The organism is Priestia sp. Y58 (assembly GCF_029522095.1).
In the GTDB taxonomy this organism is placed as follows: Bacteria; Bacillota; Bacilli; order Bacillales; family Bacillaceae_H; genus Priestia; species Priestia megaterium_E.
Window position 1 is genome coordinate 751,233 of sequence record NZ_JAKWFL010000001.1, and the last position, 25,114, is coordinate 776,346.

Consider the following 25,114-nt stretch of genomic DNA (forward strand, 5'->3'; position numbering starts at 1 on the left):
TTTTAAAAGTTCTGTCATATTCATCTTTGGTATATTTTCTTAGGCTTACAGCATACAAACATAAGAAAGCAATCTCCTTTCTGTCACGCACAGAGGAGATCCATCGTTTATTTCTTTTTGATGGTATTGAGAATGATACCAGCTGTTTCTTCTACGGCTCTGTTGGATACGTCCACCACTTCACAGCCAATCTTATCTACAATCCCTTGGAAAAATTCAAGTTCTTCTTTAATACGGCCAATATTAGCATAAATTGCTTTATCGTTTAGCCCAAGAGACTTTAAACGCTCTTTACGAATATCGTTTAATTTTTCAGGACTAATAGTAAGCCCTATGCACTTCTCAGGTGATACATGAAACAGCTCTTCTGGTGGATCTACCTCAGGTACAATTGGAACATTAGCTACTTTCAAACGCTTGTGTGCTAAAAATTGAGAAAGAGGTGTTTTAGATGTTCTTGATACTCCGATTAATACGATATCCGCTCTAAGAATGCCTCTCGGATCACGCCCATCATCATATTTCACTGCAAATTCAATTGCTTCTACTTTCTTAAAATAATCTTCGTCTAATTTTCTAGCCATTCCAGGCTCATAGCGAGGAGAAAGTTGATAAGAAGATTGAATTTTATCAATTAAAGGTCCAATAATATCAAATACCTCTACCCCGTTCTTGGACGCTTCTTGAATTAAAAATTCTCTCATTTCGGGCTTTACTAGCGTAAAGCCAATAATAGCGTTGTTCAACTTCGCTACTGAAACCACTTCTGAAAGTGTTGCGATGTCCTCTACGTAAGGTACTCTTTTAATTACAAAGTCCGTCATATTGAACTGACTTGATGCAGCCTTTACAACTAGTTCAGCTGTCTCACCTACAGAATCCGAAATGACATAAAGACATGGGTTGTTCATATTTTGTGCATCCCCTTTTTAATCCTTTTTCACTTATAATACTTCATCATTTGCTAATGCTACTAGTAATTTTGTAATATTTGTTTTGGTAATGCGTCCCACCACTTCAAAATTGCCGTCTCCCTCTTTAATAACGGGCATAGCATCAATCTGTTTTTCAATTAAGATCTTAGCAATATCAATTAACAAATCTTCGCGATAGCAATATGTAATGTTGGGCATTCTCGTCATGATAATATGAACAGGAATAGATGTGAGCTCTTGCTTTCCGATACTCGCGCGCAATAAATCTTTACGCGACAGTACTCCCACTAGCTGGGATTTCTCATCCACTACAAAAAGGGTCCCCACGTCTTCTAGAAACATTGTACAAATAGCATCATATACCGACACATTTTCGTTCACGACTACCGGGATAGACTGATATTCTTGCACCTGTATTTTTTTTATTTTATCTGTAAGAAGCTGTGCTCCTGTTTTACCTGTGTAAAAGTAACCTACGCGCGGTCGCGCTTCTAAATAACCAGCCATTGTTAAAATAGCCAAGTCCGGTCTTAGCGTTGCCCGCGTAAGGCTAAGCTGATCTGCAATATGCTCGCCTGTAATAGGGCCTTCGTCTTTGACAATTTGCAAAATTTGTTCTTGTCGTTTGTTCAGTTCGATTGTACTCACCACCTAATCATTAAATGTGACATACTATTTATAAAACATTATATACTTTTTAAGCAAAAGTAAAAGCTATAACTTATTAATTTTAGCATTTTATCTTTTTAGAATGCCGTTTATTTTACCACGGCTTCTCAAAAAAAGCAGGCATTACGCTTACAACAAGTGAAACTGCCCCTTCGCTCCACAGTAAAAAGGGTGTCCTCTACACACTACGAGGCACCCTAGCGACAGCAATTCCTTGCATATCACTGATTATCTTTTCTATTTCTCATCAGAGAGCGATTGTTTTAAAGACTCCATCTGATTCAAAAACCGCTTTGTTTTTAAAAACAATCCTGAATATTCTTCGTAATATTGATCAATTACAAACTTTAATTGTTTTTTTGTTTCAGGCTTAACAGAAATAGAACCTAACCGCTTTAAATCAATATAATAAAATAGCCTTAATAGTTTAACCGTCATCGGACTAATTTTCAAATGATAAGGATCTTTTTCTAAGCATCGATGACAAATAAACCCGCCTTCTCGAATGGAAAAATGAAATGTTCCTTCACCTTGGTGGCAGACTGCACATTCATTTAATGTAGGATGAAGACCTAGAACGTTTAACATTTTCATTTCATAAATAAATGTTAAGATCTCTGCATCATACTCTTCGTTCATATAATGAATGGTTTGGTGCAGCAGTTCAAAAAGAAATGGATTTGGTTTATTGTTCTCAGTAGCTTTATCCGTTAATTCAAGAATATAAGAAGCATACGCTGTTGTGAAGATATCTTCGCGTATGCTTCTCATAGATGAGATAACTTCTCCTTGATGGAGAGTACCCATTCCTGAACCTGCTTGTATAAAAAAGTATCCATACGTAAATAATTGTGTGACGGAAGCTAAGCGACTACTGGGCTTTTTTGCCCCTCTTGCCATGAGACCCACTTTTCCGAGTTCACGTGAATAAATGGTGACAATTTTATTTGATTCACCGTAATCATTCGTTCGAATGACAATTCCTTCACACTTTTTAAACAATCATCATCACCGCCATCTTACAGAAGGCTAAGACAAGGGAGAATTGAGACTTTCGCTGTTGTCCTCATATGTTTCGGGTCTTTCTTTCACTTCATTTTCAAGTTCCTTAAAAATGAGATAAGTATCAATGCTACCTGTTTGTGAAAAAATGTTCCAAGTAAAATTCAACATAGAACTCCCACCTTTCTAACCATAAAGATCAGATACATATTTCAATTCCTTATGTTTAGAATAGCCTTCCGACGTAAAATCATGTAACACAATTTTTTACAAATTACCTTCTTTTATGAAGGGATATAAATCAATGCAAACAAGAACTTAAATGATTAGTATTCGTCTTCTCTAAATCCAAAGTCACGGAGATGCGACGATCGGTTTCGCCAATCTTTTTGCACTTTTACCCATAGTTCTAAAAATACTTTTGAACCTAAAAGGGCTTCAATGTCTGCTCTTGCTTTTCTTCCTACCTCTTTTAACATCTTTCCTTGCTTTCCAATTACGATGCCTTTTTGTGAATCTCTTTCGACGATAATTGTAGCGCCGACGTAAACAGCACCATTATCTCGTCTTTGCATAGAATCCATCACAACGGCAATAGAATGAGGTATTTCTTCTCTCGTTGCATGCAGTACTTTTTCACGAATCAATTCCGTAATAATAAAGCGCTCTGGGTGATCTGTCACTTGATCTGCCGGATAATATTGCGGACCTTCCGGCAATCGCTGCTTAATTTGATCAAGCAAACGCTCCACGTTATTTCCTTGTAAAGCTGAAATTGGCACAATTTCAGCAAAAGGATATAAGTCTTTATAATTCGTGATAATTGAAAACAATTCGTCTGGATGAATTTCATCAATTTTATTAATCACAAGGAAAACAGGCGTTTTTGTATCCTTTAAACGCTCGATAATAAATTCATCGCCTCGACCTAAGCCTTCTGTTGCGTTAATCATAAATAAAATTAAATCTACTTCTTTAAGCGTATTTTGCGCTACCTTCATCATAAAGTCGCCTAATTTATGCTTGGGTTTATGAATTCCTGGTGTATCAATAAACACAATTTGCGCCTGATCTTCCGTGTACACACCCTGAATTTTATTTCTAGTTGTTTGCGGTTTGTCACTCATAATCGCAATCTTTTGACCAATTACTCGGTTCAAAAAAGTTGATTTCCCTACGTTGGGTCTTCCAATAATTGAAACAAAACCTGACTTAAATTTATTATTACTCATGTAAATCCTCCGATGAAAATGCTCCTGGAAGTAATTCTTCCACAGTTAATTCTTGTATGTCATTTTTTAAATTGGTTAATATAACTTTCATTTCTTTTGGACAAAGCTCAGAGATTACTTGTCTGCATGCTCCACACGGAGAAACAGGACGATCAGTATCAGCTACTACAGCAAGTGCTGCATACTCTTTATCACCTTCTGAATAGGCTTTAAATAAAGCCGTACGCTCAGCACAATTGCACATGCTATAAGCTGCATTTTCAATATTGCAGCCGCGATAAACCTTTCCATCTTTCGTCAATAAAGCTGCACCAACTTTAAATTTTGAATACGGTACATAAGCCATTTCACGAGCCTTTTTCGCCTCATCAATCAGTCCGGTCTTATCCATTTATCCGCTCTCCTTTTGCGCTTCTACATGTCTTTTAACTTGTCCTTTTTTATTATACCACGGGGGTGTAAAGAACCAAAAAGAATCCTTTTTAAAACAAATACTTTAAGAAAATAATTCCTCCTATAAGGACAGCAAAACACGCATAGACCAACACCGCGGCTGCGGCTGCATCTTTTGCGTGTTTTGCTAGTATGTGATATTCAGGAGAAGCTAAATCGACAACTTTTTCAACCGCTGTATTCATTAACTCCAAGCTGAACATGCCTGCAATCAGAAGTAGCACAACCGTCCATTCACCAGCTGTAATTGACAGCACGGTGCCTAAGAAAAGGACGATGAAAGAAGCTGCTACGTGAATTTGCATATTTCTCTGTGTTTTACAAACATAAAGAAACCCTTCTATTGCATAACCAAAGCTACTGACAACTTTAGCTATCCCCTTTTTATCGCGAGAGTCCATATTGTTCTAAAATATCTTTTTGACGTGTAAACATCTCTTTTTCATCTTCTGATGTTTCATGGTCATATCCAAGCAAATGCAAGAAACCGTGAACCGTTAAGAATCCTAGTTCCCTCATAAATGAGTGATTGTATTCTTCTGCTTGCTCATGAGCTTTTGGAATCGAAATGACAATGTCCCCTAGGACTCTTGGCATCTCATCTCCGATAATTTGCATTTCATCTTCGCCCATTTCTTCTAGCGCAAACGATATTACATCCGTTGGCTGATTTTTATGGCGGTATTGATGATTGATTTCTTGAATTCGATCATTATCCACAAATGTAACGGATACTTCTGCATCCTCTTGCAGATTTTCATATATAGCAGCAGCTTCAAGCAGCTGCTCAAGCTCTTTTTGCTGTTCTTCACTTACTTCGTTTGTTTCATCAATAAAATCAATAACTAAACTCATACCTTCACCTTCTCTTTTTTTATCTCTGGATATTCGATTCGGGAATGAAAAATCCCATTTAAAGTTTCACATAGTGCTTGGCGAATTAACTCTAGCTCTTTGAGCGTTACGTTACACTCGCTAAGCTGTTCATCCTGCAAGCGATCTTTAATAATATTTCGAACCAAGTTCTCAATTTTTTCCGGAGTCGGATTGGACATTGACCTTACGGCTGCTTCTACACTATCAGCTATGCAGATAACCGCTGCTTCTTTCGACTGAGGCTTTGGTCCAGGATAGCGATATTCTTTTTCATCAATTTTTTCTTCTGTCTGTTCAAGTGCCTTATGATAGAAAAACTTAAGCAAGGTCGTTCCGTGATGCTGCTCTGCAATATCTACAATCTCTTTTGGAAACTTATGATTCCGCAAAATAGTAGCTCCATCTGTAGCATGTGCGATTATAATATTTTTACTAGTCTTAGGACTTAGTTTATCATGCGGATTAGTAATATTCATTTGATTTTCAATAAAATACTGCGGTCGCTTCGTTTTACCGATATCGTGGTAATAAGCTCCGACTCTCGCTAATAAACCGTTAGCTCCTATCGTTTCGCACGCCGCTTCAGATAAGTTTGCCACCATTACACTATGATGATATGTTCCAGGTGTTTCGGTTAAGATTTTGCGTAATAGCGGATGATTAGGACTCGATAATTCAATCAGCTTCATCGTAGATAAAATGCCAAATCCACTTTCAAAAAACGGAAGCAAACCTATAGTTAAAACCGAAGCAATAACACCAGAGGCAATTGACATCATGCTGTAATAGCCAAGCTCTACAGTGCCGATTTGGCCATTTTTAATAAAAATAATCGCAAAGCTGATAATTACGTTTACCATAGCCACAAATAGACCTGCCTGCAAAATCCGTGAACGTCTGTGCTGCCTGCTTAAAAATAAAATAGCAGCAATATTGCTAATTAAAAAGTAGATCCCGATGTTCATATTAAACGAGGTTGTCAATTCACCATTAAAAATAATACTTCCACAAATAGCAAATACAATGCTTGATAAAATAGCAATGCGTTCATCCATTAAAATTCGAATCAGCAAACCTCCCACCGCAACAGGAGCTAAGAAACCAATTTCCGATAAATCAATTTGCTGAAACAAGCTTAAGATTTTCATGAGGCCAATCGTAATGGTTGCTACCAATACATACAACAGCAAGGGCTGATATGTCTTGGTGTGAAATTCACGCAAATAGTAAATGAGGCCCGCTATCATCATTACAATCAGCAAAGCTAACCCCGCAAAAGGCTGAATAGATCCTTTATTATTCAACAATCCCGCGAGCTGGAGCTGACGATATATATCGGGATTAATAAGCTGATTTTCTTCTACAATAATTTGGCCTTGTTTGATTCGGACAGGCTCCACTTTTTCCACAGCTGCTTGACGGTTTTCAGCTGTTTTTTGTGGATCATAAATCACATTTGGAATGATAGCGAATTTAGCAATTGCATTCATTGAATCCTTCAGGGAATTGCTGACATTGGTGTAAACAAGCTGACTTTCTACCTGGTCTTTTTTCTCTTCTACATCGCTAATCTTCACTTGATCTTTCATCACATGATGAACGGCCGTGACTACAGCATCTTTTGCAATCGATAAATCACTGTTAGAAGACTGAAGCAGCTGCTTAATGGTATCCTTTGGCAAGTTTTTTTGAATGTCTTCAGGAAGCTTGTCCTCTAGCATTTTTTGTTTGGTTTTTAATACGGCATCGATACTGTCATCTTCATGATCTTCTTTTTCATATTCTGTATTAACTTCCATCATCGCATCAAAAATAGATGCAACAAGATCGACTTGGTTCTGTGCGTATTCTGTTTTTTGTGTATACACATCTTCAACGGCTTGTTCTGCCTCTGCCCGTTTTTTCTCTGTACTCTCTTTATCTTCAATGGTAACGGGTGAGTAAATGGTTTGCGGGGAAATAGACAGTAATCTGAGATCTAATTCCTGCGGCTTTACATTGCTATACATAGACGCAAACATCATTACACCTAACAAGGCATATAACCCAATTTGAATTAACCGTAATCGCTCGATCTGTGCCATTGTTTGCTTGATTATCCGAAACGTTGACACAAACGTACCCCCTTTTACAAAAAATAGACCCTATTAAGAAAGGGTCTTTTGGTCAGCTTGTTCGTACGCTTGAATGATGCGTCCCACAAGTGGATGGCGCACAACATCTGACTGTTCTAGATGAACAAATGAAATACCTTTAACATTGGTCAGGATTTTCGAGACAGCTGCTAGACCAGACTGAGCTCCTTTTGGTAAATCAATTTGTGAAATATCTCCTGTAATCACCATTTTGGACCCAAATCCTAGTCGTGTTAAAAACATCTTCATTTGCGCCATCGTGGTGTTTTGCGCTTCGTCTAAGATAACAAACGCATCATCTAGTGTACGACCTCGCATATAAGCAAGGGGTGCTATTTCAATAACTCCGCGTTCGATTAGGCGTTGCGTGTGTTCTGTTCCTAATACATCATGTAATGCATCGTACAGAGGCCGCAAGTAAGGATCTACTTTTTCTTTCAAATCTCCTGGCAAGAAGCCAAGACTTTCACCTGCTTCAACAGCAGGACGTGTTAAAATAATACGCTGTACGTGACCATTTTTAAGAGCATTAACGGCCATGACAACGGCTAAATACGTTTTACCGGTACCAGCAGGCCCAATTCCAAATACCAAATCATTTTTCTTAATAGAAGAAATGTATTGACTTTGTCCTAATGTCTTAACACGAATAGTCTTACCTTTTACATTTTTACCAATCTCTTCTTCATATACATCTTCAAAAAACTCGAGAGAATTTTTCTTAGCTAATTGAATCGCATACACAACATCTCGTTCAGATATGGAAATATTTTTTCGGATAATGTTCAGTAACTTTTTAAGCATTTCTTCCACTAGCTGAACATTTTCTGTACTTCCCGAGACTACAACAGTCTCACCTCTTGAAATGATAGAGACCTGCATTTCTTCTTCAATTCGCTTTAAATTCGCATCTTGTACGCCAAATAATGAAATGGCTTCGTTTGAATCATCAAGTTGTACGTTAATTGTTACTAGCTGTTCTGACATTCATCAATCTCCTTGAATAATTGGTTGAGTGTTCGCAATATTTTCTATAACTTGGTAATGTATTGATAATCTAACTTTACCATTGTCCTGTTCTTGGTGCAAAACTTTTTCACCTTTTATTTTAGCATCCTCACCTAAAGTTGATAGTAATTTTTTTCGACCGATTTCCAAAGCTTTTTCCACCGCCTCTTGTTTAGAATAGACGCGCTGAGAGTTCTGTTCTTCTCGTACAGCAACTTTCTCATACGACAGAGGTAATTTCCATTTAAAAAAATAGAGTGGATGCTCCACTTTTTCTGTCACCTTTGAACCGTATTTTTCTTTGTTAAAAGCCCAAAGAGGCATTTTAAAAGCTTGAAAATCTAAATAGTGCTTCGTATATCCATTACCCGTTAATACCTGAAAATCAGTTTTTAAAGGCACTTCTACCTCAGACTTATACCATGTTTCACCGTAGACTTTCCCTTTAGCAGCTACTACTTTTTTATTTTTTTCGTTTCCAATAATACCGGAAACTAGGACCTCGCCTTCATTGACAAAATCATTAACCTTGACTAAAGGTTGTCCTTTTTCGACAAACAAATTCGTAATAATGGCTTTCTTTTTAGCAATTAAATGTTGGTAAGGTGTTTTTTGCTGAGGCTTGGGCTCATTTTTTTCAACCACTTGGAAGTGATAAGAAGTGCCGCGCACTTCTACTCCCACCCAGGTAATATTGTTCATATTATCCGTTAAATAGCGCTGAATTTTTTCAGGACTCTCTAACAGAAATTGAAACTCTCCTCTTTTTACACCTATTTTGGCGAGCTGCTTCGTCATTTGATGTTCTGTTTGTGGTTCTGCACCGCTAATCTCCACTTTCCACACCATGTTAGAAAGCAAACCAAGAATAATAAAAAAAGAAAGAAAACCTAAAGCAAACCCGCTATTTTTGATCACTCGTTTTGTTAAAAAAGGAAAACCTCTGCCTCTTATAAAATAAATTTTACAATCTGCGTTGCGAATTAGTATACGAATTTTCTTTACATCTTTCAATAATATCGTTGCTGTCGCTAGCTGACCGTCAACTTTATGGACATTCGAAATCATAATCTGTTGTCTCACACAATTATTTAAGAAACGTTCAATTCCTTTTCCAACAATTCGAATACGTACGGTACCAATAACAAAGTTTGTCCATCCATTCTTCATTTTTTTCCTCCTTGTGTTATTGTTCTAAATAAAGAACTTGATTGATTTTACCTTCTAAAACCAGTTCTTCTGGCAGTATTACTTTAATGACCAGTCCTTCACCTCGAATTAACATTTGTCCCTGTTTTAGTAACACGCGTATTTCAGTATCAGAAAAGGCTAATAAACCTTTATGATTTTCAATATAAATGTGTATTTGTCCAACTAACGTAATACGGGGAAGATCCATTAATACATCAGCGGGTAGTTCCATTGTTTTTGTCATCCATCTTTTCATTTGGTGTCTCCACTTTTTGCTCATAAAAAGAACCCCCTTTCATCTCATGTTTATGAGAAAGGGGGTTAATGTATCACATCTATTTATCGTTTATATTTACGTTGTTTCGATTTTGGCGGCCCCAGAATTTCGGACCATACCACTCCTTGAACAGCTTCTTTACGAGAAATGGGCTTGAGAACGTTTTTCTCACCCGTGATTTTTGGTTTGTCAACCGTGATTTTCTTTTGAATAGACGGTTCATGATGCGGACGATTTTTTAGCTCTTCCAATTTTTCTTGTAAAGGATTTGTTTCTGCTGAAGGAACAGTTTCCGGCTCCATACGAGCTGTTTTTGGCTCTTCTTTGACAGGACGATATCTAGGTCTTTCCCGCCTTGAAGGATTGTTTACAGGAGGCATAGGAGCTCTTTTAGAACGCTGCTGTTCTTCCTCTTTTGACTGAGCCATAAAACGCTGCACAACGTTAAAAATAATCCCTCCAATGATGACAAAAATGAAAGCATTATTAATAATTAGTTTAATAAGCGTTTCAACGATATTCATTAGGAGAAAACCTCCTTGTTAAGCTGATTCATTATTTCTCATCGTCTTCTTTAGACATTTTTCCAATCGAATCACGCATATCCGTATCAGCAGTCAAGTTTTGAATATTCATATAATCCATGACACCAATATTGCCAGAGCGCAGTGCTTCTGCCATCGCTAACGGTACTTCTGCTTCTGCTTCTACTACTTTTGCACGCATTTCCTCTACTTTTGCACGCATTTCTTGTTCTTGAGCAACGGCCATAGCACGACGTTCTTCGGCTTTTGCTTGTGCAATATTTTTATCTGCTTCCGCTTGATCTGTTTGAAGAACTGCCCCAATATTTTTACCAATATCGATGTCAGCAATATCAATAGATAAGATTTCAAACGCTGTTCCTGAATCCAGCCCTTTTCCTAACACCGTTTGAGAAATCATATCGGGATTTTCCAATACTTTTTTGTGATCTTTTTGCGAACCGATTGTAGAAACAATCCCCTCGCCAACACGGGCAATAATCGTTTCTTCTCCGGCTCCCCCTACTAGTCGATCAATGTTTGCACGAACGGTAATTCGGGCTTTTGCTTTGACTTCGATTCCATCCATAGCCACCCCTGCAATAAAAGGTGTTTCAATAACTTTTGGATTAACGCTCATTTGTACAGCTTCTAGCACATCACGGCCCGCTAAGTCGATAGCTGCTCCGCGCTCAAACGTTAACTCAATATTTGCTCGGTGCGCTGCAATCAACGCATTTACCACGCGGTCAACATTACCCCCTGCTAAATAGTGGCTTTCTAATTGATTAATGGTAATACCTAAACCTGCTTTACTTGCTTTAATTAACGGGTTCACAACGCGAGATGGTATCACTCGACGAAGTCTCATTCCGACCAGTGTAAAAATACTAATACGAACGCCTGCTGCTAATGCTGAAATCCATAGCATAATTGGTACAAAAGTGAAAAAAACAGCTAAAGCAATAATTGCTAGACCAATAACTACAAAAAACAATACGCTACCTACTTCCATTAATTAAGGTCCTCCTTTTTCAAAGGCTCTGTAAGCTTCCGCACCACAACCCTTGATCCCTCTACTTTTATAATATTTACTAACACATCTTTGTCTAAATATCCGCCTTCAGTGACTACATCCACATACTCTTCATCGATGAGCACGGTACCTGAAGGACGAAGCGGTGTTGTTGTTTTGCCTTGTTTTCCTATTAATTCATAACGATTTTGATTCGACACATAGCCAGATTCGGTATTAAGTGAATCATTAAGCACCATTTTTTTGAAAGGTGTAAGCTTTTTTTTAAAAAATTTCATCATCACAAACGCACCTCCCAGTGCCACCACTATTGCAATTACAAGAGAAATTCCCATTTCGACATTATTATCTGTTGACATAAAAAAACTTAAAATGATAGCTCCAAGTCCTAGCAGTCCTAAAACTCCGCCTGGTACTACAATCTCTAACAGAAGCAATATAATTCCCGCTATAAATAAAACGAGCGCTTCCATTCCAGCTAATCCTGCTACCATATGACCATAGAAAAATAAAAGAAGTGAAGCTATTCCAATAGAGCCCGCAATACCAAATGAAGGCGTAAACAATTCAATTACAATTCCTAAAGCACCAATGGATAATAAAATGGGTACAACAAGCGGATGGGTAAGAAAACGAGCAATTTGTTCACTTACACTCATTTTTGCATACGTCAGTTTAGCATCTTCATAGCCAAGTACGCTTAGGAGATCGTCTAAATTTTTTACAGTCCCTTCTGAATAACCAACTTGCTCGGCTTGCTTCGGAGTGAGCGTCAGCAATTCGTTCCCTTTTAAGTTGAGCTCAGGTATTACCACCTTTATATTTGCCATCGCTTCTGCATATTTAGGGTTTCGGTTATTTTGTTCTGCTGCGCTCTTCATAGCCGATAACCAGTAGGACTGAGCTTTTTTTCCTGCGGCATTTCCCTGTTGGTCAATCACAGCTGCCGATCCCATTGTAGAACCGGGTGTCATATAAATTTGATCGGCGTTAAGTGCAATATACGCTCCGGCCGATAATGCTTTTTTATCGACAAAAGCAGCGGTAGGAATAGGTGTTGAGGTTAAGCTTTTAGCTATTTCAGAAGCTGCATCTACAGCTCCTCCAGGAGTATCTATGTCCAATATAATCAAATCTGCACCGTCATTTTCCGCATCTTCAATGGATCTGTTTAGAAAAGAAAGCAGTCCATTTTCTACTGTTTTATTTACAGGAATAACGTGTACACGCTTCACGTCAGCGGTGCTAATAGTGGGGAATAACCCAGTGGCTAAGATAAGAAAGCACACGAAAGAAAATAAGGTTTTCACCGAATACACTTCCCTCCTTCCATAGATAGTATGAGCATGTATCTGTATATACGAATAACTTTAACAATAGTTTCAAATTTTTTAAAATTTATCTATTTTATTCTTTGCACCAGAAAAGCAAAACATACGTTCGATTGTTATCCATATAAAAAACACCTTACACAAGGTAAGGTGTTTTTTATGATAAGTGTTGAAGGACAAGCTTATTAACAAGAGAGCCATCCGCTTTGCCTTTTACTTTCGGCATAAGCGCTCCCATAACTTTCCCCATATCAGCTTTAGAGGAAGACTGCGTTTCTTCAATCGTCGTTTTAATAATTTCAGATAACTCTTCTTCAGTTAGCTGTTTAGGAGCGTAAACTTCTAAAACCGCTAATTCAGAATGAATTTTATCAACAAGATCTTGACGACCTGCTTTCTCAAATTCATGGAGGGAGTCTTTACGTTGTTTGAATTCGCGAGAAATAACCGTCAACTCGTCTGCTTCAGTTAGGTCAGTGCCTAACTTAATGGCTTCGTTTTGAAGAGATGCTTTGACCATACGAATGACCCCAAGCTTCTCTTTCTCTTTGTTTTTCATCGCTTGTTTCATATCACTATTTAAACGCTCGAGAAGACTCATAAATCCACCCTCTTATTAGAACTTGCGTTTTCTAGCAGCTTCAGATTTCTTCTTACGCTTTACGCTAGGCTTTTCATAGAATTCGCGCTTTCTTGCTTCTTGTAACGTACCAGTTTTTGAAACTGAACGTTTGAAGCGACGAAGAGCATCTTCAAGCGATTCGTTTTTACGAACAACTGTTCTTGACATTCTAATTCCCTCCCTCCGAACAAAACCACTAACATCATAATGAAATGACATGTTAGACATGTCTTTTGCAATTATAATATAATGATTCCTTAAGGTCAACCGCTTTACATAAAGTAATGCAGTTATTCCCCCTTTATTTTATGAACTTTCTCGATAAAACATTACTCGTTCAGCTTTTTTACACGTATGAAAAAAGCTGCGTAAACACGCAGCTTTCCAATAAGTGTTATGAGCTCATTTTCACCTGATCTTGAAGATGAACCTCATCTAGCACGCGAACAAACTCACCTTCATTATAAGGATATCCAGCTTTTGAAATTTTCACTTTTACAAGCTTTCCAACCATTTCTTCAGACGCTTTAAACACAACCTTTAAGTAGTTATCAGTATATCCTACATATAAACCACTTTCAGGATCTTCTTTATATTTTTCTTCCGGAATTACTTCTAGTACTTCTCCTTCAAACGTTGAAGCATATTCTTTTGCCAATTGATTTGAAAGTTCGATTAAACGATGCACACGTTGATTTTTTACTTCTTCATCAATTTGGTCGGTCATACGAGCTGCTGGCGTACCTGTACGTTTAGAATACGGGAATACGTGAAGCTCTGAAAAACCGTGCTCTTTAATAAAGTTATACGTCTCCATAAATTCTTCTTCTGTTTCACCTGGGAAGCCAACAATCACATCTGATGTAATCGCTAATCCAGGAAGAGCTTCTTTCAGACGGTTTAAGCGCTCACCAAAGAACTCCATTGTATACTTACGACGCATGCGCTTCAATACCGTATTTGAACCTGATTGAAGAGGAATATGCAAATGACGTACAACCATTTCTGATTGATCTAGTACCTCAATCACTTCGTCCGTAATTTGACTTGCTTCAATTGACGAAATACGAATGCGTTTTAATCCTTTTACTTGAGACTCTAAATCACGAAGAAGCTGGGCAAGATTGTAATCTTTCATGTCTTCTCCGTATCCGCCAGTGTGAATACCTGTTAACACGATTTCTTTATAGCCCGCATCCACTAGCTGCTGTGCTTGTGCTACTACTTCTTTAGGATCACGAGATCGCATTAAACCGCGCGCCCATGGAATAATACAAAATGTACAGAAGTTGTTACAGCCTTCTTGAATCTTTAACGAAGCACGCGTACGGTCTGTAAAAGCCGGTACATCTAGCTCTTCATACACGCGTGTTTTCATAATGTTTCCTACGCCGTTAATCGGCTGACGCTCTTTTTTAAATTGTTCAATATAATCAAGCATCTTAACGCGATCTTGTGTACCTACTACGATATCAACACCAGGAATGGCCATAATTTCAGCTGGCGAAGTTTGAGCATAACACCCAGTTACACAAATAACCGCATCTGGATTTTTTCGCACAGCTCTGCGAATAACTTGACGGCTTTTTTTATCTCCTGTATTTGTTACCGTACATGTATTAATTACATATACATCGGCAGTTTGTTCATATTCAACACGCTCATAGCCTTGGCCTTTGAACAATTGCCAAATTGCTTCTGTTTCATAGTGATTTACTTTACACCCTAGCGTGTGAAAAGCAACTGTTGACATAATCGTCACCTCATTAACTCAGTTTGATAAGATATAGCAGACAGCGCATATAAAGGAGCTGTTTCTGCTCGTAAAATTCGCGGACCAAATCCGCTTATTGTAAATTCATTTTCTTCTAATACTTCTACTTCCTGCTCGGTCAAACCACCCTCGGGGCCTACAACCACAAGCACGGAATTGCCGGGTTTTAAAGCCGAAAGAACAGCGTGCAGATGAGATGTTTCTCCTTGCTTTGCTCTTTCTTCATAGGCTACAACTTTATGAGTATAGTCACCGCTAATTTCTACTAGTTTCTTAAAAGAAATTGGGGTTTCTACTGCTGGTACAATCGTACGATGAGATTGTTCTGCAGCCTCTTTAGCAATCTTGTTCCAGCGATCTAATTTTTTTTGACTCTTTTTATCATCCCATTTAACAACTGAACGAGCCGCAATAAAAGGGATAAACTTATACGCCCCAAGTTCTGTCCCTTTTTGGATAATAAGCTCGAGCTTATCCCCTTTAGGCAGACCGTTCACAATTGTAACATGGACTGGAAGCTCTTTTTCTTCGCTTATCCATTCTATAATAGATGCTTTCACTTCGTTAGCGGAAATATTTTCAATTTCACACAAAGCAGCTTGCCCCTGTTCATTACAGGCAATAAACTGTGATCCTTCATTCATTCTCATGACGCGTGAGATATGATGGGCATCATCTTGTATCACTATGACACTTTGCCCTTGAAATTGATCATTTGGCAGAAAATAACGTTGCATCTTGACACCTTCTCACTTGTTAAGCTTGTTTTTGAGCAATAATTGCTACCCAGTCTTCCATAAGCGTGACTTCTTGAATAACAAAGCCCGCTCCCGTTAATGCTTTTTTGACATCTTCTTTTTTCGCACTAATAATGCCTGATGTAATGAACATGCCTCCTGGCTTTAATACTTTTGCAGCATCGTCTACAAAACGAACGATTACTTCAGCTAGAATATTCGCCACAACAATGTCAACCGGTCCTTCTATACCTTGCAATAAGTTGTTTTGACCTACTGTTACGACGTTCCCAACTTGATTTAGTTCAATATTTTCGCGGGCAGAACGTACCGCTACTTCATCAAGATCTAGAGCTTGTACATTACTTGCTCCTAATAGAGCTGCGCCAATACTTAGCACTCCTGAACCTGTACCCACGTCAATAACAGTATCTCCTGCTTTCACTGTTCTTTCCAATGCTTGAAGAGACATAACCGTCGTTGGATGCGTACCTGTTCCAAAAGCCATTCCGGGATCAAGCTCAATAATCAATTCATCTGTGCTTACTTTTTCATAGTTTTCCCAAGTTGGTACAATCGTAAAACGCTCTGAAATTTTCACGGGATGGTAATATTTTTTCCAAGCAGTGGCCCACTCTTCCTCGTTCACTTCACTGATCGTAACTTTGTTAGCTCCTAAATCAAAGTCGTAAACAAGCAGTCCATTAATTTCTTTTTTGATACCATCCACAGTTTCTGCTAAAAAGCTGTTAACTGGAAGGTATGCTTTAATCACTACACCTTCTTCTGGGTAGTCTTCTACGTTTAAATCGTAGATTTCACCAAAAGTTGTATCTCTGTCCTTCACTAAATCAGCAGGATCTTCAATGACTACCCCGCTAGCTCCTGATTCATGTAAAATATGAGAGATGGGTTCAATTGCTTCTTGCGCTGTATGAATACAAATTTCAGACCATTTCATTGCTACCAACTTCATCCTTTCTGCCTTCAGTAATATAGGATTTTAAATATGAACATGACAGATGACAGGTTGGCAAAGTACCTTTACCAACCTGTCTCTGTTTACTATGAAAGACAATTATTCTCCTTTAATTGCTCGTTTTACTTTTGCAAAAAAGGAATCATGCTGCTCATCAACGGCTTCTTGACCGCTCAGTTCAGCGAACTCACGCAATAATTGTTTTTGTTTTTCTGATATTTTTGTTGGAGTTACAACTCGAACGTGAATATGCTGATCTCCTTGACCATATCCTCGTACGTTTGCCACACCTTTTCCTTTTAAACGGAATTTCGTTCCCGTTTGTGTACCAGCTGGAATCTTCAGCTTCACCTTGCCGTGTAGAGTTGGTACTTCTACTTCATCACCCAGCGCTGCCTGAGCAAACGTTAAAGGCATTTCGCAGTAGATATCGTCTCCATCACGTTCAAAGAATTCATGAGTGCGCACGTGGAACACTACGTATAAATCTCCTGGAGGACCACCATTTACCCCTGGTTCTCCTTGAGCACTTACGCGCAGCTGTTGACCATCATCTACACCAGCCGGAATTTTAACATTAATTTTACGTCGTTTTGTTACTTTACCGTCACCGTGGCACGTTGCACATTTGTCTTTAATGATTTTTCCCGTACCATTACAATGATGACACGCACGTCGATTTACTACGCGGCCAAACGGCGTGTTTTGTTCAACGTTCAACTGACCTGAACCATTACAGTGCGAACATGTATCGACTTTTGTTCCAGGTTTTGCACCTGAACCGTGACATGTTTCACACGTTTCTTCACGTGGAATTTCAATTGTTGTTTCTTTTCCGAAAACAGCTTCTTCAAAAGAAAGTGTCATCGTGTATTGTAAATCGGCACCTTGTCTCGGAGCATTAGGGTCACGTCTGCGACCACCACCACCAAAGATCGAGCTGAAAATATCTTCAAAGCCGAAGCCGCCAAAGTCTGAGCCGCCTCCACCAAAGCCGCCAAAGCCTTGATTTGGATCAGTATGACCAAATTGATCGTATTGTGCTTTTTTTTGGTCATCACTCAATACTTCATACGCTTCTTTTACTTCTTTAAATTTGTCAGCAGCATCTTCCGCTTTGTTAATATCTGGATGATATTGTTTAGAAAGCTTGCGGTATGCTTTTTTTATTTCATCTTTTGTAGCGCTCTTACTGATACCGAGTACTTCATAGTAATCTCGCTTACTCATCAATACTCACTCCCGAATCGTTTCACATAAACGTAATTGTATCATTATTAATAATTCCATAGCAACATAAAAGTTACTTTCTATTGCTCCCGTGCACGCAGAGAGCCAAGAGAAAAACTTTCCCTTTCGCTTTTCCACGTTAAAAAAGTCAAAGCCAAGAAATAAGCTTGACTTTGACTTTTTAAAAAGATGTGAATCGCACCATGGCGTCATTCACGTTAGTCGTCAAGATGCATTATTTTTTGTCGTCGTTTACTTCTTCAAACTCTGCATCTACAACATCATCATTTTGAGCGCCTTGTTCACCTGCTTGCTGAGCTTGTTGAGCTTGCTCATACAATTTTACAGTTAACGCTTGAACGATTTCTTGAAGTTCATCTTTTTTCGCTTTGATTTCTTCAAGGTCATTCTTTTCAATCGCAGCTTTTAAAGCATCTTTTGCTTCGTTAGCTTTTGTTACTTCAGCTTCTTCTACTTTTCCTTCAAGATCTTTTAATGTTTTTTCAGTTGTGAACACTAATTGATCTGCTTCGTTGCGTAGTTCCACTTCTTCTTTACGCTGCTTATCAGCATCTGCGTTTTCTTCCGCCTCTTTTACCATGCGTTCGATTTCGTCATCTGATAAACCAGTTGAAGATTTAATTGTAATAGCCTGCTCTTTGTTTGTACCTAAATCTTTTGCACGAACGTTTACGATACCGTTCTTATCAATATCGAATGATACTTCGATTTGAGGTACTCCGCGTGGTGCAGGAGGAATATCAGTTAACTGGAAACGACCTAGCGTTTTGTTGTCTGCAGACATTGGACGCTCACCTTGAAGAACGTGAATATCTACAGCCGTTTGGCTATCTGCAGCCGTTGAGAATACTTGTGATTTACTTGTTGGAATTGTCGTATTACGCTCAATTAGCTTTGTAAATACGCCACCCATTGTTTCGATACCTAGTGATAAAGGCGTTACGTCTAGTAATACAACGTCTTTTACATCACCAGTTAATACGCCACCTTGAATTGCTGCACCAAGTGCAACTACTTCATCAGGGTTTACACCTTTATGAGGATCTTGACCAGTTTCTTTTTTGATTGCATCTTGTACCGCTGGGATACGAGTTGAGCCACCAACTAAGATTACTTTATCAAGCTCACTTGCAGAAAGACCTGCATCTTTTAAAGCTTGACGCACAGGGGCCATTGTACGTTCAACAAGACCTGCTGATAACTCGTCAAATTTAGCACGTGATAAAGATACCTCTAAGTGAAGAGGACCAGCTTCTCCAGCAGTGATAAATGGTAAAGAAATTTGTGTAGATGTTACGCCTGATAAATCTTTTTTCGCTTTTTCAGCCGCATCTTTTAAACGTTGAAGCGCCATTTTATCTTTGCTTAGATCAACGCCGTTTTCTTTTTTGAATTCAGTTACTAAATAGTCGATGATTACTTGGTCAAAGTCGTCACCACCAAGGCGGTTGTCGCCTGCAGTTGCGCGAACTTCAAATACGCCGTCGCCAAGTTCTAGAATAGATACGTCAAACGTACCGCCACCAAGGTCGTAAACTAAAACTGTTTGATCTTCATCTGTTTTTTCTAATCCGTATGCAAGCGCTGCTGCAGTAGGCTCGTTAATAATACGCTCTACTTCTAAACCAGCAATTTTACCAGCATCTTTTGTTGCTTGACGCTCAGCATCATTAAAGTAAGCAGGAACTGTGATAACAGCTTTTGTTACAGGCTCACCTAAATACTCTTCAGCGTAACCTTTTAAATGTTGAAGAATGATAGCTGACATTTCTTGCGGCGTGTATTGCTTGCCTTCAGCTTCCACCTTATGGTCTGTACCCATATGACGTTTAACTGAAATAATTGTGTTAGGGTTTGTAATAGCTTGACGTTTCGCTACTTCCCCAACTTGACGCTCACCGTTTTTGAATGCCACAACTGATGGCGTTGTACGGTTTCCTTCTGGATTTGGAATTACTTTTGGTTCGCCGCCTTCTAATACAGCGACACAAGAGTTAGTTGTACCTAAATCGATACCAATGATCTTACTCATTGACAATGACCTCCTTCATAATATGTAGTGTTATTGATTCACTTTAACCATCGCAGGGCGGATGATTTTATCTTTTAATTTGTAACCTTTTTGAAGTTCTTCTACTACCGTGTTCGATTCGTATTCATCGTCCTCTACTTGCATCACTGCTTGATGCTCGTATGGATCGAATGTTTTCCCAACTGACTCAATTGCTTCAACACCTTCTTTTTGAAGTGCCTCTACCAATTGACGGTATACCATTTCTACACCTTGCAGCACAGATTTAGTTTGTTCGTCCGCTGTGTTAACTTGTAATGCACGTTCAAAGTTATCAAGTGCTGGTAAAATATCCGCAACTAATGATTGAGCACGGTATTTTTGAGCAGCTTCTGCATCGAGACGTGAACGACGACGGAAATTATCGAAATCAGCTTGTAGACGTAAGTAGCGATTCTCTTCTTCTTCAAGCTGTTGCTTTAATTGATCATTTTCTTGTTGAAGAGGGTTTACTTCCTCAGACGCTTCAGCTTCAGTTGCTTCAGCAGCTTCTGTTTGAACTTCTTCAACCACTTCTTCGTTTTGTTCTTCTACTTGCTTTTCGTTTGACAATTCATTCACCTCCCTTAAATGTTTACACACATTTTCACATTTTAAACAACGATTTTTATTTTATCACAGGGAAAGGATGGAAGTAATATATTCCACCCGATTCCTTTATTCTTTATACAAGTTTGTTAACACTTGAGACATATCTGATGATAGCAATGTAAGCAAACTAATTACACGTGCATATTCCATACGGGTCGGTCCCAGTATAGCAATTGTGCCGAGCTGTTCGTGACCAAAGGAATAACTAGCTGTAATTAAGCTGCATCCTACCATTTCATTCAATTTATTTTCATGACCAATTTTCACATGTATGCCAGCCTCATTTGGGCTTAACAGCTTATAAAACTGCTGTTCATGTTCAATAATGTTAAACAGCCCGCGAATTTTATTAAGATCATGAAATTCCGGCTGAGCAAACATATTCGTTTTGCCGCCAACTACTAATTTGCCATTCATGTTGAGCTTTAATGCATCATTGAGCATATCCATCGTCTGCTCATACCCTTGAATGTGGCTTTTTAAAAGCGTCGCTACTTCTTTGTACATTTTATCATGTAAATCAGTAATGCGAACGCCGATGAGCTTTTCGTTCAAAATGTTAACCATCTTTTCAATATCGGAAGGTTGAATACTGCTCGGCAGCGTAATCGTCCGACTTTCAACGTGTCCTGTATCGGTCACAATAATGGCAACAGCTGACTGAGCCGTTAAAGGTAAAATCTGCAGCTGTTTTAACTTATGGCTGACCGCTTTTGGCCCTAGCACAATGGACGTTAAACTCGTTAAATCAGATAAAATTTGCGCTGACTTTTGAACGAGCTGCTCCAGTTCTACAATGCGTTCAGCAAATACCGAACGTACCGTCGAGACGTCGCTTGCTTTCAAATGCTGCGGGGACACTAGATGATCAACATAATAACGATAACCTTTCTCAGACGGAACGCGCCCTGAAGAAGTATGAGTTTTTTCAATAAATCCAAGTTCTTCTAGGTCTGACATCTCATTACGAATCGTAGCCGAACTAAAATTAAACTCTTCTTTCTTAGATAATGTTCGAGAGCCTACCGGCTGCGCAGATCGAATGAAATCATCAATAATGACTTGTAAAATTAATAACTGTCGATCAGTAAGCACGCTTCATCACCTCTGTTAGCACTCTAAAACTCTGAGTGCTAAATCTAATAATAAATTACCAAATCACTATAGCGATGTCAACGATTTGATATTAGATTATCCCAATAAAGGCTTGAAAAACTTCATTCCCCAAAAATCGACCATTGTGTGTTAAAAAGACTGAGCCATTGTCTTCACCCAAAAGTCCTTTCTCTTTGTATTCTTGAATAGGTTCTCCAAATACATCTTTTAATTCTCGATTGAATTTTTTCTTAAATTCCTCTTTTGAGACTCCTTTCGTTTTACGAAGGCCCAAAAACATTTCTTCTTCCATTTTTTCAGCCTCGGTCACGCTCACTTCATTGAGATATGCATTTCCGTTTTGCTCGACCGAATCAATGTACTTTTTTAATGGTCCAATATTTGCTCGTCTTATTCCGTCTATATAGCTATGTGCGCCTGCGCCAATTCCGTAATAATCGTCGTTGTTCCAATAGGTTAGATTATGAATACTCTCGTAGCCTGGCTTTGCGAAATTACTGATTTCATATTGATGAAAACCTTGTTTGTCCATTTCTTTCATGAGCAGCTCATACATAGCTGCTTCTTCTTCTTGAGCAGGCAGAGGAAGCTTTCCTTTGTTCATTAAATTATAAAATACCGTTTTAGGTTCAATAATCAACGAATAGGCAGACATGTGCTCTACCTCTAATGAAAAAGCGGTTTGAAGCGTAGAAGAGAAATCGGCCACCGTTTGTTCCGGCAGGCTATAAATTAAGTCTAAGCTTATATTCGACATTCCAATCTTTCTCGCTTGCTCAACACAATCAAATACCTGTCTATTTGAATGCACACGTCCAATTTTCTCCAATAATCTTTCATTAAACGTTTGTACACCAATGCTTAAACGATTCACGCCATAATCATGAAGAAGCTGAAGCTTTTCCTTTGTCAATTCATTCGGATTCGCTTCAAATGTAAACTCACCTTTTTCGTCATAAGGAAGATACATACGAATGGATTCTAAAAAATACTCTAGCTGCTGTTCATCTAACGCTGTGGGCGTCCCACCCCCAACGAATATCGTGTTTAAATTGGTCGTTGGATAACGTTCGACTGTTTGTTTCATTTCTTCTCGCATGCTTTTTAAATACGGCATAACAGGCTGATTTTTAAAAAACACTTTATTAAAGTCACAATAGTGACAAATATGATGACAAAACGGGATATGCAGATATGCTGCCTTCACCATGGACTTTCACCTCAATCACATTTATAAATGATAAAAATACCGCAGAGTCTCTCTGCGGTATTTTTATCTATGTTCGTTCACACTTATTTACAGCGCTCAAAACTCTTTACTATCGTATCAGATTAGCTTGATTTTCAAAACTAATTCGACATGTTAAATAATAGAATTTCAGCTATTAATCTTCGTCCATGCGAAGCACAGCCATAAATGCTTCCTGCGGTACTTCAACAGAACCGACCTGCTTCATACGTTTTTTACCTTCTTTTTGTTTTTCAAGAAGTTTACGTTTACGAGAGATATCTCCTCCGTAACATTTTGCTAAAACGTTTTTACGAATGGCTTTAATTGTTGAACGTGCCACAATTTTTTGACCGATTGCCGCTTGAATCGGCACTTCGAACTGTTGACGTGGAATAAGCTCTTTAAGCTTTTCTACAATGACTTTACCACGATCGTAAGCTGAATCTCTGTGCACGATAAAGGACAGTGCATCGACCGTTTCGCCGTTTAAGAGAATATCCATCTTCACAAGCTTCGAAGGCTGATATCCGATAAGCTCGTAATCAAACGACGCGTAGCCTTTTGTATTTGATTTTAATTGATCAAAGAAATCATATACAATTTCAGCTAGCGGAATTTCGTATACAATACTCACGCGATTAGCATCCAAGTACTGCATATCAATAAAGTTGCCTCGCTTCTTCTGACAAAGCTCCATCACAGCACCAACATAATCGTTTGGTACCATCATCGTTGCCTTCACATACGGTTCTTCCACGCGTTCAATCTTTTGTGGGTCCGGCATATTAGACGGGTTATCTACAGACAGATGAGTCTCGTCTGTTAAATACACGTCATAAATAACGCTTGGAGCTGTTGTAATTAAATCAATTTTAAATTCGCGCTCAATACGCTCTTGGATAATTTCCATGTGAAGCAACCCTAAGAATCCACATCGGAAACCAAACCCTAAGGCCTGAGACGTCTCTGGTTCAAACTGAAGTGCAGAGTCATTTAGCTCTAACTTTTCTAGTGCTTCACGAAGATCGTTATACTTCGCTGTATCAATTGGATACAGCCCGCAGTATACCATTGGATTCAGACGACGATAACCAGGAAGAGGTTCACTTGCTCCATTTTTAGCAAGAGTAATCGTGTCCCCTACTCGCGTATCTCCAACGTTTTTAATAGCTGCTGTTAAAAACCCTACGTCGCCAACAGAAAGTTCATCTTTAGCAACGGCTTTTGGCGTTAACACACCTAGCTCCGTTACCTCAAACTCTTTTCCTGTTGCCATCATTTTAATTTTGTCGCCTACTTTTACTCGTCCCTGTACGATACGAATAGATGCAACTACACCTCGGTATGCATCATAAAATGAATCAAAGATTAGCGCTTGAAGCGGTGCATCTGGATCCCCTTCAGGAGCAGGAACTTTTTCAACAATTTGTTCTAAAATTTCTTCGATACCAATTCCTGCTTTAGCTGAAGCTAATACAGCTTCCGACGCATCTAATCCAATTACGTCTTCAACTTCTTGGCGCACTCGCTCTGGCTCTGCACTCGGCAGGTCAATCTTATTAATGACAGGTAAAATTTCAAGGTTGTTATCAAGTGCTAAATACACGTTTGCTAGTGTTTGAGCTTCAATACCTTGAGCCGCATCTACTACTAGAATAGCACCTTCACACGCCGCTAAACTTCGTGACACTTCATATGTAAAATCGACGTGTCCCGGTGTGTCAATTAGATGAAAAGTATACTCTTCTCCATCTTTTGCTTTGTATTGAAGCTGCACAGCATTTAATTTAATGGTAATTCCACGTTCACGTTCTAAATCCATCGAATCCAAAAGCTGAGCTTTCATTTCTCGCTGTGTTAACGCATTTGTTTTTTCTAAAATACGGTCTGCTAATGTTGACTTACCGTGGTCTATATGAGCAATAATCGAAAAGTTTCTGATTTTCGATTGTCGTTTCAATCTTGCTTCTCTATCCATATTTTTTTCACTCCTACTGAAAATCGGCAAAATACACTAAACTAAATTATAACAACACATTCGTCAACATTCAATAAGCATTCCATTGGGGATTT

Annotated in this window: 26 protein-coding genes; all 26 read right to left on the reverse strand. The window is 38.7% G+C overall.

The window, feature by feature from the left end; translation table 11 throughout:
- Window positions 1-107 precede the first annotated feature (107 nt).
- Window positions 108-911: a pyruvate, water dikinase regulatory protein gene (locus MMB68_RS03985; protein WP_014458195.1), complete on the reverse strand. Its 804-nt coding sequence runs from the start codon at window positions 909-911 to the stop codon at window positions 108-110.
- A 33-nt stretch (window positions 912-944) separates the two neighbouring features.
- Window positions 945-1,583: a transcriptional regulator CcpN gene (ccpN, locus tag MMB68_RS03990; protein ID WP_025750542.1), complete on the reverse strand. Its 639-nt coding sequence runs from the start codon at window positions 1,581-1,583 to the stop codon at window positions 945-947.
- 258 nt (window positions 1,584-1,841) lie between these two features.
- Complete coding sequence (gene recO / locus MMB68_RS03995; RefSeq protein WP_013059224.1) at window positions 1,842-2,606, reverse strand: DNA repair protein RecO; 765 nt, start codon at window positions 2,604-2,606, stop codon at window positions 1,842-1,844.
- A gap of 27 nt (window positions 2,607-2,633) precedes the next feature.
- A complete protein-coding gene (locus MMB68_RS04000) occupies window positions 2,634-2,777 on the reverse strand; it encodes a YqzL family protein (protein ID WP_014458193.1) in 144 nt (47 codons plus the stop codon).
- A 155-nt stretch (window positions 2,778-2,932) separates the two neighbouring features.
- Complete coding sequence (gene era / locus MMB68_RS04005) at window positions 2,933-3,838, reverse strand: GTPase Era (protein ID WP_221784589.1); 906 nt, start codon at window positions 3,836-3,838, stop codon at window positions 2,933-2,935.
- Window positions 3,831-4,229: a cytidine deaminase gene (locus MMB68_RS04010; RefSeq protein WP_013059226.1), complete on the reverse strand. Its 399-nt coding sequence runs from the start codon at window positions 4,227-4,229 to the stop codon at window positions 3,831-3,833. Before MMB68_RS04010 ends, era begins: the two co-directional genes overlap by 8 nt.
- Window positions 4,230-4,320: 91 nt before the next feature.
- Window positions 4,321-4,692: a diacylglycerol kinase family protein gene (locus tag MMB68_RS04015; protein WP_277447063.1), complete on the reverse strand. Its 372-nt coding sequence runs from the start codon at window positions 4,690-4,692 to the stop codon at window positions 4,321-4,323.
- The gene (gene ybeY / locus MMB68_RS04020) at window positions 4,676-5,146 is read right to left on the reverse strand and encodes an rRNA maturation RNase YbeY (RefSeq protein WP_014458190.1); all 471 of its coding nucleotides are present in this window, start codon (window positions 5,144-5,146) and stop codon (window positions 4,676-4,678) included. Before ybeY ends, MMB68_RS04015 begins: the two co-directional genes overlap by 17 nt.
- On the reverse strand, window positions 5,143-7,251 hold the full coding sequence (locus tag MMB68_RS04025) for an HD family phosphohydrolase (protein WP_035335158.1): 2,109 nt from the start codon (window positions 7,249-7,251) through the stop codon (window positions 5,143-5,145). The genes ybeY and MMB68_RS04025 overlap by 4 nt, the downstream gene beginning before the upstream one ends.
- 63 nt (window positions 7,252-7,314) lie before the next feature.
- Window positions 7,315-8,289 carry a PhoH family protein gene (locus MMB68_RS04030; RefSeq protein WP_014458188.1) on the reverse strand — a complete coding sequence of 325 codons (975 nt, stop codon included), beginning with the start codon at window positions 8,287-8,289 and terminating at the stop codon, window positions 7,315-7,317.
- Between the two features lie 3 nt (window positions 8,290-8,292).
- Window positions 8,293-9,480, reverse strand: a complete 1,188-nt coding sequence (gene yqfD / locus MMB68_RS04035; RefSeq protein ID WP_028411649.1) for a sporulation protein YqfD — start codon at window positions 9,478-9,480, stop codon at window positions 8,293-8,295.
- Window positions 9,481-9,496: 16 nt separating this feature from the next.
- Window positions 9,497-9,781, reverse strand: coding sequence for a sporulation protein YqfC (yqfC, locus tag MMB68_RS04040; RefSeq protein ID WP_013059232.1), 285 nt, complete (start codon window positions 9,779-9,781; stop codon window positions 9,497-9,499).
- Between the two features lie 59 nt (window positions 9,782-9,840).
- Window positions 9,841-10,302, reverse strand: a complete 462-nt coding sequence (locus MMB68_RS04045) for a hypothetical protein (RefSeq protein WP_014458186.1) — start codon at window positions 10,300-10,302, stop codon at window positions 9,841-9,843.
- 31 nt (window positions 10,303-10,333) lie between these two features.
- Window positions 10,334-11,317 carry a flotillin-like protein FloA gene (gene floA, locus MMB68_RS04050; RefSeq protein WP_013059234.1) on the reverse strand — a complete coding sequence of 328 codons (984 nt, stop codon included), beginning with the start codon at window positions 11,315-11,317 and terminating at the stop codon, window positions 10,334-10,336.
- Entirely contained in the window at window positions 11,317-12,648 is a 1,332-nt protein-coding gene (locus tag MMB68_RS04055) for an NfeD family protein (RefSeq protein WP_221784590.1), read from the reverse strand. The genes floA and MMB68_RS04055 overlap by 1 nt, the downstream gene beginning before the upstream one ends.
- A 178-nt stretch (window positions 12,649-12,826) precedes the next feature.
- The gene (locus MMB68_RS04060) at window positions 12,827-13,270 is read right to left on the reverse strand and encodes a GatB/YqeY domain-containing protein (protein ID WP_013059236.1); all 444 of its coding nucleotides are present in this window, start codon (window positions 13,268-13,270) and stop codon (window positions 12,827-12,829) included.
- A gap of 15 nt (window positions 13,271-13,285) precedes the next feature.
- Window positions 13,286-13,459, reverse strand: coding sequence for a 30S ribosomal protein S21 (rpsU, locus tag MMB68_RS04065; RefSeq protein WP_013059237.1), 174 nt, complete (start codon window positions 13,457-13,459; stop codon window positions 13,286-13,288).
- Window positions 13,460-13,685: 226 nt separating this feature from the next.
- Window positions 13,686-15,044, reverse strand: coding sequence for a tRNA (N(6)-L-threonylcarbamoyladenosine(37)-C(2))-methylthiotransferase MtaB (gene mtaB / locus MMB68_RS04070; protein WP_025750549.1), 1,359 nt, complete (start codon window positions 15,042-15,044; stop codon window positions 13,686-13,688).
- A gap of 5 nt (window positions 15,045-15,049) precedes the next feature.
- Window positions 15,050-15,802 carry a 16S rRNA (uracil(1498)-N(3))-methyltransferase gene (locus MMB68_RS04075; protein ID WP_221784591.1) on the reverse strand — a complete coding sequence of 251 codons (753 nt, stop codon included), beginning with the start codon at window positions 15,800-15,802 and terminating at the stop codon, window positions 15,050-15,052.
- Window positions 15,803-15,821: 19 nt separating this feature from the next.
- Complete coding sequence (prmA, locus tag MMB68_RS04080) at window positions 15,822-16,763, reverse strand: 50S ribosomal protein L11 methyltransferase (protein ID WP_013085059.1); 942 nt, start codon at window positions 16,761-16,763, stop codon at window positions 15,822-15,824.
- A gap of 117 nt (window positions 16,764-16,880) precedes the next feature.
- Window positions 16,881-18,011, reverse strand: a complete 1,131-nt coding sequence (gene dnaJ, locus MMB68_RS04085; RefSeq protein ID WP_013059241.1) for a molecular chaperone DnaJ — start codon at window positions 18,009-18,011, stop codon at window positions 16,881-16,883.
- 235 nt (window positions 18,012-18,246) lie between these two features.
- On the reverse strand, window positions 18,247-20,064 hold the full coding sequence (gene dnaK, locus MMB68_RS04090; RefSeq protein WP_221784592.1) for a molecular chaperone DnaK: 1,818 nt from the start codon (window positions 20,062-20,064) through the stop codon (window positions 18,247-18,249).
- Between the two features lie 30 nt (window positions 20,065-20,094).
- Window positions 20,095-20,655, reverse strand: a complete 561-nt coding sequence (gene grpE / locus MMB68_RS04095) for a nucleotide exchange factor GrpE (protein WP_221784593.1) — start codon at window positions 20,653-20,655, stop codon at window positions 20,095-20,097.
- Between the two features lie 105 nt (window positions 20,656-20,760).
- On the reverse strand, window positions 20,761-21,789 hold the full coding sequence (hrcA, locus tag MMB68_RS04100; protein WP_277548259.1) for a heat-inducible transcriptional repressor HrcA: 1,029 nt from the start codon (window positions 21,787-21,789) through the stop codon (window positions 20,761-20,763).
- A gap of 91 nt (window positions 21,790-21,880) precedes the next feature.
- Window positions 21,881-23,020, reverse strand: a complete 1,140-nt coding sequence (hemW, locus tag MMB68_RS04105; protein ID WP_221784594.1) for a radical SAM family heme chaperone HemW — start codon at window positions 23,018-23,020, stop codon at window positions 21,881-21,883.
- A 175-nt stretch (window positions 23,021-23,195) separates the two neighbouring features.
- Window positions 23,196-25,019: a translation elongation factor 4 gene (lepA, locus tag MMB68_RS04110; protein WP_013059246.1), complete on the reverse strand. Its 1,824-nt coding sequence runs from the start codon at window positions 25,017-25,019 to the stop codon at window positions 23,196-23,198.
- Between the last annotated feature and the right edge of the window lie 95 nt (window positions 25,020-25,114).

Excerpts from the sequence above, each read along its gene's own strand:
- MMB68_RS03985 (WP_014458195.1), bottom strand. The coding sequence starts at position 911 with ATGAACAACCCATGTCTTTATGTCATTTCGGATTCTGTAGGTGAGACA.
- MMB68_RS04000 (WP_014458193.1), bottom strand. The coding sequence starts at position 2,777 with ATGTTGAATTTTACTTGGAACATTTTTTCACAAACAGGTAGCATTGAT.
- era (WP_221784589.1), bottom strand. The coding sequence starts at position 3,838 with ATGAGTAATAATAAATTTAAGTCAGGTTTTGTTTCAATTATTGGAAGA.
- MMB68_RS04010 (WP_013059226.1), bottom strand. The coding sequence starts at position 4,229 with ATGGATAAGACCGGACTGATTGATGAGGCGAAAAAGGCTCGTGAAATG.
- MMB68_RS04015 (WP_277447063.1), bottom strand. The coding sequence starts at position 4,692 with ATGGACTCTCGCGATAAAAAGGGGATAGCTAAAGTTGTCAGTAGCTTT.
- ybeY (WP_014458190.1), bottom strand. The coding sequence starts at position 5,146 with ATGAGTTTAGTTATTGATTTTATTGATGAAACAAACGAAGTAAGTGAA.
- MMB68_RS04025 (WP_035335158.1), bottom strand. The coding sequence starts at position 7,251 with ATGGCACAGATCGAGCGATTACGGTTAATTCAAATTGGGTTATATGCC.
- MMB68_RS04030 (WP_014458188.1), bottom strand. The coding sequence starts at position 8,289 with ATGTCAGAACAGCTAGTAACAATTAACGTACAACTTGATGATTCAAAC.
- yqfD (WP_028411649.1), bottom strand. The coding sequence starts at position 9,480 with ATGAAGAATGGATGGACAAACTTTGTTATTGGTACCGTACGTATTCGA.
- yqfC (WP_013059232.1), bottom strand. The coding sequence starts at position 9,781 with ATGAGCAAAAAGTGGAGACACCAAATGAAAAGATGGATGACAAAAACA.
- MMB68_RS04045 (WP_014458186.1), bottom strand. The coding sequence starts at position 10,302 with ATGAATATCGTTGAAACGCTTATTAAACTAATTATTAATAATGCTTTC.
- floA (WP_013059234.1), bottom strand. The coding sequence starts at position 11,317 with ATGGAAGTAGGTAGCGTATTGTTTTTTGTAGTTATTGGTCTAGCAATT.
- MMB68_RS04060 (WP_013059236.1), bottom strand. The coding sequence starts at position 13,270 with ATGAGTCTTCTCGAGCGTTTAAATAGTGATATGAAACAAGCGATGAAA.
- rpsU (WP_013059237.1), bottom strand. The coding sequence starts at position 13,459 with ATGTCAAGAACAGTTGTTCGTAAAAACGAATCGCTTGAAGATGCTCTT.
- mtaB (WP_025750549.1), bottom strand. The coding sequence starts at position 15,044 with ATGTCAACAGTTGCTTTTCACACGCTAGGGTGTAAAGTAAATCACTAT.
- MMB68_RS04075 (WP_221784591.1), bottom strand. The coding sequence starts at position 15,802 with ATGCAACGTTATTTTCTGCCAAATGATCAATTTCAAGGGCAAAGTGTC.
- prmA (WP_013085059.1), bottom strand. The coding sequence starts at position 16,763 with ATGAAATGGTCTGAAATTTGTATTCATACAGCGCAAGAAGCAATTGAA.
- dnaJ (WP_013059241.1), bottom strand. The coding sequence starts at position 18,011 with ATGAGTAAGCGAGATTACTATGAAGTACTCGGTATCAGTAAGAGCGCT.
- dnaK (WP_221784592.1), bottom strand. The coding sequence starts at position 20,064 with ATGAGTAAGATCATTGGTATCGATTTAGGTACAACTAACTCTTGTGTC.
- hemW (WP_221784594.1), bottom strand. The coding sequence starts at position 23,020 with ATGGTGAAGGCAGCATATCTGCATATCCCGTTTTGTCATCATATTTGT.
- lepA (WP_013059246.1), bottom strand. The coding sequence starts at position 25,019 with ATGGATAGAGAAGCAAGATTGAAACGACAATCGAAAATCAGAAACTTT.